The organism is Pantoea graminicola, assembly GCF_048452665.1.
In the GTDB taxonomy this organism is placed as follows: domain Bacteria; phylum Pseudomonadota; class Gammaproteobacteria; order Enterobacterales; family Enterobacteriaceae; genus Pantoea.
In genome coordinates this window covers 85345-99397 of record NZ_JBLWSJ010000011.1, presented here as the reverse complement: position 1 = coordinate 99397, position 14053 = coordinate 85345, and the positions used below count along the sequence as shown (strand labels likewise).

General features: G+C 58.9%; 10 protein-coding genes. 6 read left to right on the top strand and 4 right to left on the bottom strand.

Features of this window, described 5'->3' with window-relative positions; genetic code table 11:
* Positions 1-175: 175 nt before the first annotated feature.
* Entirely contained in the window at positions 176-2827 is a 2652-nt protein-coding gene (gene ppc / locus ACNY69_RS20185) for a phosphoenolpyruvate carboxylase (protein WP_111140423.1), read from the top strand.
* 82 nt (positions 2828-2909) lie between these two features.
* Here ppc and metF read toward each other — a convergent pair whose 3' ends face one another.
* The 3 genes from metF to metB form a co-directional block, all read right to left on the bottom strand.
* On the bottom strand, positions 2910-3809 hold the full coding sequence (metF, locus tag ACNY69_RS20180; RefSeq protein WP_111140422.1) for a methylenetetrahydrofolate reductase: 900 nt from the start codon (positions 3807-3809) through the stop codon (positions 2910-2912).
* Positions 3810-4008: 199 nt separating this feature from the next.
* Positions 4009-6444 (bottom strand): bifunctional aspartate kinase/homoserine dehydrogenase II, encoded by a 2436-nt coding sequence (locus ACNY69_RS20175; RefSeq protein WP_111140421.1) that lies wholly within the window; start codon positions 6442-6444, stop codon positions 4009-4011.
* 2 nt (positions 6445-6446) lie between these two features.
* Complete coding sequence (gene metB, locus ACNY69_RS20170) at positions 6447-7607, bottom strand: cystathionine gamma-synthase (protein ID WP_418799815.1); 1161 nt, start codon at positions 7605-7607, stop codon at positions 6447-6449.
* A 273-nt stretch (positions 7608-7880) separates the two neighbouring features.
* Between metB and metJ the strand changes: the two genes are divergently transcribed.
* Complete coding sequence (metJ, locus tag ACNY69_RS20165; RefSeq protein ID WP_009088019.1) at positions 7881-8198, top strand: met regulon transcriptional regulator MetJ; 318 nt, start codon at positions 7881-7883, stop codon at positions 8196-8198.
* Between the two features lie 241 nt (positions 8199-8439).
* On the opposite strand, the gene rpmE is transcribed toward metJ, so the two are convergent.
* Positions 8440-8655, bottom strand: a complete 216-nt coding sequence (gene rpmE / locus ACNY69_RS20160) for a 50S ribosomal protein L31 (RefSeq protein WP_003851227.1) — start codon at positions 8653-8655, stop codon at positions 8440-8442.
* A gap of 226 nt (positions 8656-8881) precedes the next feature.
* Between rpmE and priA the strand changes: the two genes are divergently transcribed.
* The 4 genes from priA to hslV all read left to right on the top strand — a co-directional run bounded on the left by priA (position 8882) and on the right by hslV (position 14053).
* Positions 8882-11077: a primosomal protein N' gene (gene priA / locus ACNY69_RS20155; protein WP_111140419.1), complete on the top strand. Its 2196-nt coding sequence runs from the start codon at positions 8882-8884 to the stop codon at positions 11075-11077.
* Positions 11078-11241: 164 nt separating this feature from the next.
* Entirely contained in the window at positions 11242-12279 is a 1038-nt protein-coding gene (cytR, locus tag ACNY69_RS20150) for a DNA-binding transcriptional regulator CytR (RefSeq protein ID WP_111140418.1), read from the top strand.
* A 153-nt stretch (positions 12280-12432) separates the two neighbouring features.
* Positions 12433-13434, top strand: a complete 1002-nt coding sequence (gene ftsN / locus ACNY69_RS20145; RefSeq protein WP_367395923.1) for a cell division protein FtsN — start codon at positions 12433-12435, stop codon at positions 13432-13434.
* A gap of 88 nt (positions 13435-13522) precedes the next feature.
* Positions 13523-14053 (top strand): ATP-dependent protease subunit HslV, encoded by a 531-nt coding sequence (hslV, locus tag ACNY69_RS20140; RefSeq protein ID WP_111140416.1) that lies wholly within the window; start codon positions 13523-13525, stop codon positions 14051-14053.

Genomic DNA, 14053 nt, shown 5'->3' with positions numbered 1-14053 from the left:
AGATACAAGACGATGTTATACCCACCGGGTGATTATCCAGAGCGTTTCAGAAAGCGGACAGGCGGCAACGGCGCCGGTTCCCCTCCGTGTGCCGGGAACAACACGTTGCTGATTTTCGGCTGCCTGAAAGGTCGGGTGTAGAAGTTTTTCAAGACGATAAGGGTGTCAGGGTCCAATGAACGAACAATATTCCGCAATGCGAAGTAATGTCAGTATGCTCGGCAAACTGCTCGGGGATACGATTAAGGATGCACTGGGCGAGAACATCCTCGACCAGGTGGAAACCATCCGTAAGCTCTCCAAGTCATCCCGCGCAGGCAATGACACTCATCGTAAAGAACTGCTCAATACGCTGCAGAACCTCTCCAACGAGGAGCTCCTGCCGGTGGCGCGCGCGTTCAGCCAGTTCCTTAATCTGACTAACGTAGCGGAGCAGTATCAGACCATCTCGCAGAGTGGCGAGGGTGAGAATCATCCTGAACTGCTGAAAAAGACCTTTGATACCCTGAAGCAGCAGAAAGATATTCGCGAAAGCGACATCCTGACGGCGATTGAGTCGCTGTCGCTGGAGCTGGTGCTGACTGCCCACCCGACCGAAATCACCCGCCGCACGCTGATCCACAAGCTGGTTGAGGTCAACAGCTGCCTGAAACAGCTCGATCACAGCGATGTCTCCGACTACGAACGTAATCAGATCATGCGCCGTCTGCGCCAGCTGGTCGCCCAGGCATGGCATACCGATGAGATCCGTAAATATCGCCCTACCCCGATCGACGAAGCGAAATGGGGCTTTGCCGTGGTGGAAAACAGCCTGTGGGAAGGCGTTCCCGCCTTTCTGCGTGAACTGAACGAGCAGGTCGAAGAGGCGTTCGGCATCAGACTGCCAGTCGATTTCGTGCCGGTTCAGTTCACCTCCTGGATGGGCGGTGACCGCGACGGCAATCCGAATGTGACGGCGTCGATTACCCGTCATGTGATGCAATTAAGCCGCTGGAAAGCCACCGACCTGTTCCTGCGCGATATTGGCGTGCTGATCTCTGAGCTGTCGATGTCAGAGTGCAGCGAAGAGATCCGCGAACTCAGCGGCGATCCGGAGGCGCTGGAACCCTATCGAGTGATTCTGAAACGCCTGCGCAGCCAGCTGATGAACACGCAGTCGTTCCTGGAGCATCGCCTGAAAGGGGAACGCCTGCCGCGTCCGGCCGACCTGCTGGTGTCTAACGACCAGCTGTGGGATCCGCTGTTCGCCATCTATCAGTCCCTGCAGAAGTGCGGCATGGGCATCATCGCTAACGGCCAGCTGCTCGATACGCTGCGCCGCGTGAAATGTTTTGGCGTGCCGCTGGTGCGTATCGATCTGCGCCAGGAGAGCACCCGTCACACTGAAGCGATTGCAGAAGTGACCCGCTACCTGGGCCTGGGCGATTACGAGAGCTGGTCCGAAGCGGACAAGCAGGCTTTCCTGATCCGTGAACTGAACTCCAAACGTCCGCTGCTGCCCCGCAACTGGGAACCAGGCGATGAAACGCGTGAAGTGCTGGAGACCTGTCGCGTCGCGGCCGAAGCGCCACAGGGCTCTATCGCCGCCTATGTCATTTCGATGGCGAAAACCCCCTCTGACGTGCTGGCCGTTCACCTGCTGCTGAAAGAAGCCGGTATCAGCTATGCGATGCCGGTGGCGCCGCTTTTCGAAACGCTGGATGACCTGAACAACGCTAACGACGTCATGAGCCAGCTGCTGAGCATCGACTGGTATCGCGGCTTTATTCAGGGCAAGCAGATGGTGATGATTGGCTACTCTGACTCGGCGAAAGATGCCGGTGTGATGGCCGCCAGCTGGGCGCAGTATCAGGCGCAGGATGCCCTGATCAAAACCTGCGAGAAAGCCGGGATCTCCCTGACGCTGTTCCACGGACGCGGAGGCAGCATTGGCCGTGGCGGTGCGCCTGCTCATGCAGCACTGCTGTCACAACCACCGGGCAGCCTGCGTGGCGGTCTGCGCGTGACCGAACAGGGTGAGATGATCCGCTTTAAGTATGGATTACCTGAGGTGACTATCGCCAGCCTGTCGCTCTACACCGGCGCGATTCTGGAAGCGAACCTGATGCCGCCGCCGGAGCCGAAACGCGAATGGCGCGACATTATGAATCAGCTCTCGGCTGACTCCTGCGCGATGTACCGCGGTTACGTGCGTGAAAATGCTGATTTCGTGCCCTATTTCCGTTCGGCCACGCCGGAACAGGAGCTGGGTAAACTGCCACTGGGTTCGCGTCCGGCCAAGCGCCGGCCAACCGGCGGCGTGGAGTCGCTGCGTGCTATTCCCTGGATCTTCGCCTGGACGCAGAACCGCCTGATGCTGCCCGCGTGGCTGGGGGCCGGTGCGGCTCTGCAGCAGGCGATGGCGGCAGGCCATCAGGATCAGCTTGAGGCGATGTGCCGCGACTGGCCGTTCTTCTCTACCCGTCTGGGGATGCTGGAGATGGTCTTCTCGAAAGCGGACCTGTGGCTGGCGGAATACTATGATCAGCGGCTGGTGGATAAATCGCTCTGGCCGCTGGGCAAACAGCTGCGCGATCAGCTTGATGCGGATATCAAAGCAGTGCTGACCATCGCCAACGACTCGCACCTGATGGCTGACCAGCCGTGGATTGCCGAGTCGATCGCGCTGCGTAACGTCTATACCGACCCGCTTAACGTCCTGCAGGCGGAATTGCTGCATCGTTCACGCGCCCAGGAAGCGCGCGGCGAAGAGCCGGATGCCCGCGTGGAGCAGGCACTGATGGTCACCATCGCCGGTGTTGCCGCCGGGATGCGTAACACCGGTTAATCCGGCGCTGATGAGCGTCGGCGGGCAGTGATAAAAAAAGTCGGGCGATGCCCGACTTTTTTATTGTCTGCGCGTGGCGCGATTATGCCGCAGCAGCAGCAGGCCGTACGCCCAGGGTGTGGCAGATGGCGTAACTCATTTCAGCCCGGTTCAGCGTATAGAAATGAAAATCTTTCACCCCCTCGCGCGACAGAATTTTCACCATATCCATGGCGATATTGGCCCCCACCATTTTGCGCGTCTCCGGATCGTTATCCAGCCCGGCAAACATTGCATGCATCCAGCCCGGCACACGCACATTAGTCAGTGTGGCAAAGCGTTGCAGCTGTCTGAAATTGGAGACCGGCAGGATGCCCGGCACGATTTCCACATCAATACCGGTCGCCACACAGCGATCGCGAAAACGTAAGTAGCTTTCCACGTCGAAGAAGAACTGGGTGATCGCCCGGCTGGCGCCCGCATCAATTTTGCGCTTCAGGTTAATCAGGTCAGCCTGGGCGCTTTTTGCTTCGGGATGCACTTCCGGATAGGCGGCGACGGAGATATCAAACTCGCCGACTTCTTTCAGCAGCGACACCAGATCGCTGCCATACATCTCCGGTTTGCCACTGCCGGGCGGCAGATCGCCGCGCAGCGCCACAATATGACGAATGCCATTGTTCCAGTAATCCTGTGCGATAGCGCGCAGCTCGTCACGCGTGGCATCGACACAGGTCAGATGGGGCGCTGCCTCCAGACCGGTACGATCTTTAATGCCTTTGATGATGCTGTGGGTGCGGTCGCGTTCCCCGGAGTTCGCGCCGTAGGTCACAGAAACGAATTTCGGCTTCAGGCTGCTCAGGCGATCGATAGAGCTCCACAGGGTCTCTTCCATTTCGTGGGTACGAGGCGGAAAGAACTCAAAGGAAACATTAATTTGCCCGTTCAGCTCTGCCAGGCTCTGGTTTAGCGCTTCGCGCTGATTAGCATGAAAGAAACTCATCCTGCATCCTCATCGATTAATAACCGGCCTGTAAACATCTACACGTTTAGACGTCCAGAAGTTCAAAATGACGCAATCTGCGTCTGCCGTCAACTTAAAAATAATCAACAGACGTGCGTCATTGTCAGCCAGCGTGAAGGTGGCTGCGCAGGGCAGAGGTAACGCATTGAAAACAGGCGCCGAAGCGCCTGAGGAGGCGTTAAAGCAGTTGGGCGAGGCGATTAATGTCTGACTGAATAGCGCCTGCGGTGACATCCCGGCCCGCGCCAGGCCCGCGGATCACCAGCGGGTTATCCCGATACCAGCGACTCTCAATTGCGAAGACGTTATCACACGGCAGCAGCGAGGCCAGCGGATGCTCCGGACGGACCGCTTCGATGCCCACGCGCGCCTTGCCGTTCGCGTCAAAGCGGGCGACGTAACGCAGCACCAGATCCATCTCCTGCGCGGCTTCCAGTCGCTGCAGCATCTGTTCGTTCAGCTCTTCGCCGTTTTCAAAGAAGTGGTCAACCGAACCCTGCTGACAGTTGTCAGGCACCAGCGACTCCACCCGCACCTGATCCGGCTCGATGTTATAGCCCGCCTCACGCGCCAGGATCACCAGCTTACGCATCACATCCTGACCTGAGAGGTCAGCGCGCGGATCGGGCTCGGTTAATCCCTGCTGCCACGCCTGATCCACCAGCTCGGTAAAGGGCACGGTGCCGTCAAACTGCAGGAACAGCCAGGAGAGCGTCCCGGAGAAAATTCCGCTGATGGCCAGAATGGTATCGCCGCTGTCGCGCAGATCGCGCACGGTATAGTTGATAGGCAGACCCGCGCCCACCGTTGCGTTATAGAGCCAGTGACGCCCGGTTTTGGTAAAAGCATCCCGGATCTGCCGCCATGTCTGACTGTCGGAGGCCCCCGCGACCTTGTTGGCACTGATCACATGGAAACCGTGGCTGGCGAAGTCGAGATATTGCTGCGCCAGCGGGGTGCTGGCGGTGACATCCAGCACCACCAGATCATCAAACGGATGGGCGCGCATCCAGAGGAACAGCGACTCCTCATCGCGCTCCACGGCCTCGTCATCAAAGAAGGCGAGCGCCCGGCTGGCATCCAGCCCCTCATAGCTCAGCAGGCTGCGACGGCTGTCCGCCACGCCCGCCAGCAAAAATTCAAAGCCGGTACGCGCTGACAGTGTCTCCTGCTCACGGGCAAACAGCTCCAGCCAGCGCGAACCGATATTGCCTTTGCCAAACAGCATCAGGCCGATGCGCTTTTCAGCACGGAACAGCGACTGATGCAGCCCCTGGATCAGATGCCGGGTCGGCCCGACGCGCAGCACTGCCACCACGCTGATGTGCTCTTCTGACTGCCAGATGAACTCGATCGGCTGATCTTTTAACTGCTGCCAGAAGCGATGGGTATGCAGCGGGTTGCGGGTGACGCCTGCGCCAACCAGCGCCACCAGCGCCAGCCCGTCGCGCAGCTGCAGATGACCCGGTAAACCCGCGTCCTGCAGCAGCGCAAAGGCGCTGTTGACCACTTCGGAGGTATAGCAGAGTTGCAGAAGCTGGCGATCCGGATGCACACCAAATGCCAGCGGACGCAGCTGCGCTCGCTTCAGCAGCAGGTCGATCTCTTTATGCAGGATCGCGAAGTCATGCTGCTCCGGGAGCTGAATCTCGATCAGGCAGACATCGTCGTGGCTGGTGACGATCCGCGCACCGGTACCGGAAGCCAGGACGCGTTCAATACGGGTAGACCCCTGCTCCGGCTGATAACTGCAACGCAGCTGCAGATCGATATCGCTGCCGGAGACCGGCTGCAGGGTGCGGGTGTGCAGCACCGGGGCCGCCAGGCGCGCCAGCTCGCTGGCTTCATCCAGCCTTAACAGCGGCAGCAGACAGGCGTCCGAAACTTTACGGGGATCGGCGCTGTAGACGCCCGCCACGTCGCTCCAGATGGTGACACGGCCGACACCCGCCAGCGCACCAATCTGTGTGGCGGAGTAGTCGGAGCCGTTGCGGCCCAGCAGCACCGTTTCACCGGCGTCGTTGCGGCTGATAAATCCGGTGACCACGATGCGCTTGTGAGGATGCTGCGCCAGCAAGGTCTGCAGCAGCGGCCAGGACTTGCCCTCATCCACCTGCGGCTGAGCTGCACGTTCAGCCCGCAGAAACTCGCGTGCATCCAGCCAGCAGGCCTGCAGATCGCGCTGGCTCAGCACCGCAGACATCAGGCGCGCCGACCAGATTTCACCATGTCCGACCACTTCGGCGTAGACCGCATCGGTGATCGGCGCATCCAGCAGGGCAGCCAGCTTCTCCAGATCGCGAATAAACGCGCCGATCAGCGGTTCCGCAACTTCAGCAGGCAGGAGCGCACTAATCAGCTCGCTCTGGTAGCGCCGTAACGCCTGTTGCACCTGGTGCGCAGAGAGGCGATCGCTCTGGCTCAGCGTCAGCCAGCTTATCAGCTGGTTGGTGGTTGAGCCAGCGGCAGAGACCACCATCAGGTCGCCCGGCTGGCTGTAGTCCGCCATAATGCTGGCAACGCGCTGGTAGCAGCGTGCATCGGCCAGGCTGCTGCCGCCAAACTTGTGCAACTGCCGGATATCTGGCGTTCCTGCGCCTGCTGAAATCATCATGCTTAACCCTCGGCTGCGACCCGGAATGCATTATCCAGATCGGCTATTAAATCTTCGTGATCTTCGATGCCGACAGAAACCCGCAGCAGCGTATCGGAAATGCCCGCTGCCGCGCGTGCTTCTGCTGACATCCCCGCGTGCGTCATGGTGGCGGTATGGGAGATCAGACTCTCCACACCGCCCAGCGATTCGGCCAGCGTAAACAGCCGCAACGCTTTCAGGAAGCGACGCAGCAGCGCCTCATCACCCTCGACCTCAAAACTCAGCATGGCACCAAAGCCGCGCTGCTGACGTACGGCATATTCGTGTCCGGCGTTCTCCGGCAGCGAAGGATGATACAACTTTTTCACCAGCTTCTGCTGCTGCAGATATGCCACAATCGCCAGGGCATTACGTTGCGCCGCCGCAATACGTGGTGCGAGAGTACGAATCCCGCGCAGCAGCAGATAACTGTCAAACGCCGCGCCGGTCACGCCGATATTGTTCGCCCACCAGGCCAGATCGGTCGCGTGCTGCGGATCGCGGGCAATCACCGCACCCGCAACCACGTCGGAGTGACCATTCAGGTATTTGGTGCAGGAGTGAATAACCAGGTCGGCGCCCAGCGCCAGCGGGTTCTGCAGGGCCGGACTCATAAAGGTATTGTCGACAACGCTGACGGCACCCGCCGCGCGTGCCGCCGCGCAAATCCCGTTGATATCGACCACGCGCAGCAGCGGATTGCTGGGGCTTTCAATCAGCACCAGCTTAGGTTTTTCATCCAGCGCCGCCTGCAGCGCCACCGGATCACCCTGATCGACAAATTTCACCCGATACGCGCCGCGTTTGCTCAGGCTGTCAAACAGCCGATAGCTGCCGCCGTAGCAGTCGTGTGGCGCAACCAGCAGATCGCCAGGCTTCAGGAACAGCGTACTCACCAGATGAATCGCCGACATGCCGGTATTGGTTAATACCGCACCCGCTCCCCCTTCCAGTTCCGCCAGCGTACGCTGAACAACATCACGCGTCGGGTTACCACGACGGGAGTAGTCATGCGCGCGCGGCTCATTGAAATCCAGGAAGTTATAGGTCGTCGAGAGGTGAATGGGCGGGACAACGCAGCCATACTGTTCGTCATCATTCAGACCGCTGCGCACTGCGATAGTTGCCGGTTTACGCGTCATGAGCGAATTGTTCCTGAAGAGTGAAGAAAATGTAGCACACAGGATATCACCCCTTAATTAGACGTCAATACATCTGGACATCTAAATGTCTTTGCGTATAGATTGAGCAAACCCGCAATAACCGCTAAAATTATGCGTCATCGCCTGGCGTTCCCCTCTGTGCAGCAGAGGTTGTGAGCGAAGAAAACCCGCCATATCAGGGGTCAGGCAGGAAAAAATCAGGCATAATCCGCTGATTTCCTCACATTTAACGTTTATTAATTAAGGTAACCCATGGCTGAATGGAACGGCGAATATATCAGCCCGTACGCTGAGCACGGTAAGAAGAGCGAGCAGGTCAAGAAGATAACGGTTTCTATCCCCTTGAGTGTGCTGAAGATTTTAACGGATGAGCGTACCCGTCGTCAGGTGAACAATCTGCGCCACGCGACCAACAGCGAACTGCTTTGCGAAGCTTTTTTACATGCTTTCACGGGCCAGCCGCTGCCGGATGACGTTGACCTGCGCAAAGAGCGCAGCGATGAGATCCCGGAAGAGGCAAAAGCGATCATGCGCCAGATGGGCGTCGATCCGGACACCTGGGAATATTAATCCGTCAGGCTCCTTCGCTTTACCCGTTTCAGAGAAGCAGGCTCCGCTCAGGGAGCCGCTTTCCTGACCCGCCCTGCTCCGCTTATGCCCGCTTCAGTTCACAATATTCAGACGTTCACGCTGTCGCCGGCCTGGTCAGGCTGCCGGGAGAGGGTTTTCGCCATCACGCAGACATAAAAAAACCCAGCCGAAGCTGGGTCTTTTCTGCCGCCGAACCCGCAGGTTCAGGTGCCTTTTAATCTTATTTTTTAGCGCCTGGCACGCTGAAACGCTTGTTAAAGCGGTCAACACGGCCACCAGTTGCCACTTCACGCTGCTTACCGGTATAGAACGGGTGGCATTTGCCACAAACGTCCAGGTTCAGTTCGTGAGTCAGAGTAGAACGGGTGTGAATCTCGTTGCCGCAGGTACATTTGATAGTAACTGCTTCGTATTTCGGGTGAATACCTTGTTTCATGGGAAACCTCATAAAAGGCCGTGTCGCTCTCCGTGCCAGGCGTTAACCTGCACAGCACCACACGCGGTTGAACGTAAAAGTGTATACTCCGGCCAGATCTTTCTCACCGAAGGCCGCATATTATACAGATAACTTTTGATTGCTGCAAATCTATCCTGAGATACCCGCCAGCCGGGTACAGCGTGTACACTAGCTTCCCCGATGATTGAGCCGGAAAGAGAGAGTTATGCCCGTCGTTCAGGTTGCCCTGCCCGTCCCGTTGCCCCGCCTGTTTGATTATCTGCCGCCGCAGGGCGCGCAGCCGGTCATTGGCGGCCGCGTGAGTGTGCCCTTTGGCAATCGAAAAATGATCGGCATCGTGGTCGCCTTCCGCGACAGCAGCGACCTGCCGGAAGCGCAGCTCAGGCGGGTCGGCGAGGTGCTGGATAGCGAGTCACTCTTTCCGCCCTCGCTCTGGCGCATTTTGAACTGGGCCGCGCACTACTATCACTCGCCGCAGGGCGAAGTCCTGAGCCACGCAATTCCGGTGCTGCTGCGTCAGGGGAAAGCGGCGCAGGATACTCCGCTATGGCGCTGGGAAATCACCGAGCTGGGCCGGGCGACCGCGCCAGAGAGCCTGAAGCGGGCGCCTAAGCAGCAGCAGGCGCTGGCGGCACTGCGTCAGCAGCCGCTCTATCGTCATCAGACTGGCGATCACGATCTCACCGACGCGACCCTGCAGGCTCTGCGCGCCAAAGGGCTGTGCGAACTGCATGCGCATCAGCCGGACCGGCATGACTGGCGGTCAACCTATGCCGTCAAAGGCGAGCGTCTGCGCCTGAATACCGACCAGGCGATGGCCGTCGGCGCCATTCGGGCCGATGATGAGAACTATGCGGCCTGGCTGCTGGCGGGGATTACCGGTTCCGGCAAAACCGAGGTTTACCTCAGCGTACTGGAGAATGTGCTGGCGCGCGGTAAACAGGCGCTGGTGCTGGTGCCTGAGATTGGCCTGACCCCGCAGACTATCGCACGCTTTCGTGAACGTTTTGATGCCCCCATCGATGTGCTGCATTCCGCCCTGAACGACAGCGAGCGGCTGGCCGTCTGGTTGCGTGCGCGACGCGGCGAAACGGCGATTGTCATTGGAACCCGCTCGGCGCTGTTTACCCCGCTGGCGCGTCCCGGCGTCATTATTATTGATGAGGAGCATGACAGCTCCTACAAACAGCAGGAGGGCTGGCGCTATCAGGCGCGCGACCTGGCTGTCTTCCGCGCGCATGAAGAGAACATCCCGATTGTGATGGGCTCCGCGACACCGGCGCTGGAGACGCTGCACAACGTGCGCAGCGGCAAATATCGCCAGCTCGACCTGACAAAACGTGCCGGTAACGCCAGACCGGCGCTGCAACAGCTTATCGATTTAAAGGGCGTGCAGCTGATCGGCGGCCTGGCTCCAGGCCTGATCGCGAAAATGCGCCAGCACCTGCAGGCCGACAACCAGGTGCTGCTATTTCTCAACCGCCGGGGGTTTTCGCCCGCCCTGCTCTGTCACGACTGCGGCTGGATTGCCGAGTGTACCCGCTGTGACCGCTACTACACGCTGCATCAGCATCATCGCCAGCTGCGCTGCCATCATTGCGACAGCCAGCGTCCGCTGCCCAATCAATGCCCGCAGTGCGGTTCGACCCATCTGCTGCCGGTCGGTGTGGGCACGGAGCAGCTTGAGCAGCAACTCGGCACCCTCTTCCCCGGCGTGCCGGTGTCGCGGATCGATCGCGACACCACCAGTCGCAAAGGGGCGCTGGAGCAGCATCTGGCCGACGTTCACCGCGGTGGCGCACGCATCCTGGTCGGCACTCAGATGCTGGCCAAGGGCCACCACTTCCCTGACGTCACGCTGGTGTCGCTGCTGGATGTCGACGGTGCGCTGTTCTCCGCGGACTTTCGTGCGGCGGAGCGCTTTGCCCAGCTCTACACTCAGGTCGCCGGGCGGGCTGGCCGGGCGGGCAAACAGGGCGAAGTTCTGCTGCAGACGCATCATCCGGAGCATCCGTTACTGCAGACGCTGCTGCATCAGGGCTATCCGGCGTTCGCCCAACAGGCGTTACTGGAGCGACAGGCGGTTCACCTGCCGCCCTGGAGCCGCCATGCGCTGTTCCGCGCCGAAGATATGGATAACCAGCAGGCAGCAGAGTTTCTGCAACAGCTTCGCAACCTGCTGGAGGCGAGTCCGCTGAATGATCAGGCGATGTGGTTTATGGGGCCTCTGCCCGCGCTGCAGCCCAAACGCAGCGGGCGCTGGCGCTGGCAGCTGCTCTTACAGCACCCCTCCCGCCAGCGTCTGCAGCAGTTGCTGAGCAGCTCGTTACCGCTGGTTTCAACCCTGCCCGCCGCCCGTAAGGTTAAATGGACGCTGGATATCGACCCGACGGAAAGCTGATTTTTTCTGACACTGCGAGCGGGATCGAAAATTGTCGCTTAAGTCACAATTTTTATGCAAATTAAGTAACAACCGGCCGGGCAATCGTTAACAATGTTGCCCGGTTTGCTTTTATGTCAGGCAAAAACAGAATCGAACGCGCCATAACGCGTCAGGAGCATGTGTTGGAGCAGAATCAACAACCGCCCGCCGCCACGATGAAGGATGTCGCGGAACACGCGGGTGTCTCAACCGCCACCGTATCGCGTGCGCTGATGAACCCGGAGAAAGTCTCTGCGGCCACCCGCCAGAAAGTCGAGCAGGCGGTTGCCGCCGTTGGCTATTCGGCTCACGGTCCCGCGCGCAACGCACGGCGTAACGAGACGCGAACTATCCTGGTTATTGTCCCTGATATCTGCGATCCCTTTTTCAGCGAAATTATTCGTGGCGTTGAAGTCGCCGCTGCCGAAGAGGGCTATCTGGTCCTGATTGGCGACTGCGCCCATCAGAATCAGCAGGAGAGAACCTTTCTTAATCTGATGGTTACGCGGCAGATAGATGGCATGGTGCTGCTCGGTTCCCAGCTGCCCTTTGACGCCAGCATTGATGAGCAGCGCAATCTGCCGCCGATGGTGATGGCGAATGAGTTCGCGCCGGAGATGTCCCTGCCCTCGGTTCACATTGATAATCTGACCGCCGCCTTCGAAGCGGTGAATCATCTGCTACAGTTGGGCCACACGCAGATCGCCTGTATCGCCGGGCCGCAGGAGATGCCGCTCTGCCAGTATCGCCTGCAGGGCTACGTACAGGCGATGCGTCGCAGCGGGCTGACGGTCGATCCTGCCTATATCGTGCGTGGCGATTTTACGTTTGAAGCGGGTGTGGCTGCCATGAACCAGCTGATGACGCTGCCGCAGCCTCCGCGCGCACTGTTCTGCCACAGCGATATTATGGCGCTGGGCGCGATGAATCAGGCCAGACGCTGCGGCGTGCGGATACCGGAGGATCTCTCTGTGGTTGGCTTCGATGATATTGAGCTCTCCCGTTACTGCGAGCCGCCGCTCACAACGGTCACGCAGCCGCGTTACCAGATAGGCCGCGAAGCGATGCTGTTGCTGCTGGATGAGCTGAATGGCAAACGGGTGATCAGTGGCTCGCGGCTGCTGGATGCCGGTTTAACCATTCGGGGCAGCACAGCGCGCGCAAAAAAGCGTGAAAAATAAGCCTTTTCGTCTGATTCTTTTCAGTAGATTCTTAAGGCGAACACTGCTGGTCAAAGTTCCGACCCTTAAGTAACATGACGGACTCCTTGCCGGGCGCGTAAGCATCACTATTTCGCCCATCAGGCACTATTTTTGAAGGGTATAAGAACGAGAGTGGCACAAAAAGATTATGTAGGCCGCGGGCGTTCAACAGGGACGCGTCGCAAAAAAAGCCCCAGCCGTGGCAAAAAGAGCAAAGGCGGCTCGGGCATTTCTAAGTTGATGATTGTACTGGCGGTCGCAGTGCTGGTGACCTTTGCCGGTGGTTTATGGTTCCTGGCGCATCATAAAAAAGAGGACGTGCCGGTCATTACGGATCATAAAGCCAACGGCAATGGCTTACCGCCGAAGCCAGAAGAGCGCTGGAAATATATTAAAGAGCTGGAAAATCGTCAGATTACCGTGCCGACCCCTATCGAGCCTTCATCGGGTGGCGAAGTGAAGTCGCAGACACAGCTGACCGATGAGCAGCGTCAGCTGCTGGAGCAGATGCAGGCTGATATGCGTCAGCAGCCGACTCAGCTCAACGAAGTGCCGTGGAACGAACAGACGCCGGCGCAACGCCAGCAGACGCTGCAGCATCAGCAGCAGCTGCAACAACTGCAACGTCAGCAGCAACAGGTTCAGCAGCAACAGCAACGCCAGCAGCAGCAGGTTCAGCAGCAGCAACGTCAGCAGTTGCAGGCTCAGCAACAGCAGCAGCGTCAGCAGCAGTTACAGCAACAACAACTGCGTCAGCAACAGCAGCAGGCACAGCAACGCCAGCAGCAGCAGCAGCAGCAAAATGTACAGCGCCAGACGCAGCAGGCCGCGCCGATTACGCGTGAACCAGAGGCGCAGTCAAAACCGCAGGAAACGGCAAAAGTGAAACCGGCTGAAAAGGCCTCTTCACAGCGCTGGATGGTGCAGTGTGGTTCGTTTAAAGGCACCGACCAGGCTGAATCGGTCCGAGCCGGCTTAGCCTTTGAAGGTTTTGAAAGCCGGATTACTACTGGCGGCGGCTGGAATCGTGTGGTTATCGGTCCTTATAAAGATCGCGCCTCGGCCGACAGCACCCTGAAGCGCCTGCGCAGTTCCGGACACAGCGGCTGCATTCCACTCTCCATCGGGGGTTGAAACCCGTCAAACCCGCCCCATATCTGTTGCATGATACTCCGCGCCCGGTGCGCGGAGTCCTTTTCCGACTGCAACAAGGGGTCTGCCCGTGACAACAATAGTAAGTGTACGACGCAACGGCCAGGTAGTGATTGGCGGTGATGGCCAGGCTACGCTCGGCAATACCGTGATGAAAGGCAACGTCAAAAAAGTGCGTCGTTTATACAACGATAAGGTGATTGCCGGTTTTGCTGGCGGCACCGCAGACGCCTTCACCCTGTTTGAACTGTTCGAACGTAAGCTGGAAATGCATCAGGGCCATCTGGTCAAAGCGGCGGTGGAACTGGCCAAAGACTGGCGTACCGACCGTATGCTGCGTCGTCTGGAGGCCTTACTGGCCGTTGCGGATGAGTCCGCATCGCTGATTATCAGCGGTAACGGTGACGTCATCCAGCCTGAAAACGATCTGATCGCTATCGGCTCCGGTGGGCCTTTCGCTCAGGCAGCGGCACGCGCGCTGCTGGAGAATACCGAACTGGGCGCACGCGACATCGTTGAGAAGTCGCTGAACATCGCGGGTGATATCTGCATCTACACAAACCACAACGTTAATTTCGAAGAATTAACGTCTAAGGCGTAA

Bases quoted from the DNA above. Each gene is read 5' to 3' on its own strand.
- ppc (WP_111140423.1), top strand. From the start codon at position 176: ATGAACGAACAATATTCCGCAATGCGAAGTAATGTCAGTATGCTCGGC.
- metF (WP_111140422.1), bottom strand. From the start codon at position 3,809: ATGAGTTTCTTTCATGCTAATCAGCGCGAAGCGCTAAACCAGAGCCTG.
- ACNY69_RS20175 (WP_111140421.1), bottom strand. From the start codon at position 6,444: ATGATGATTTCAGCAGGCGCAGGAACGCCAGATATCCGGCAGTTGCAC.
- metB (WP_418799815.1), bottom strand. From the start codon at position 7,607: ATGACGCGTAAACCGGCAACTATCGCAGTGCGCAGCGGTCTGAATGAT.
- metJ (WP_009088019.1), top strand. From the start codon at position 7,881: ATGGCTGAATGGAACGGCGAATATATCAGCCCGTACGCTGAGCACGGT.
- rpmE (WP_003851227.1), bottom strand. From the start codon at position 8,655: ATGAAACAAGGTATTCACCCGAAATACGAAGCAGTTACTATCAAATGT.
- priA (WP_111140419.1), top strand. From the start codon at position 8,882: ATGCCCGTCGTTCAGGTTGCCCTGCCCGTCCCGTTGCCCCGCCTGTTT.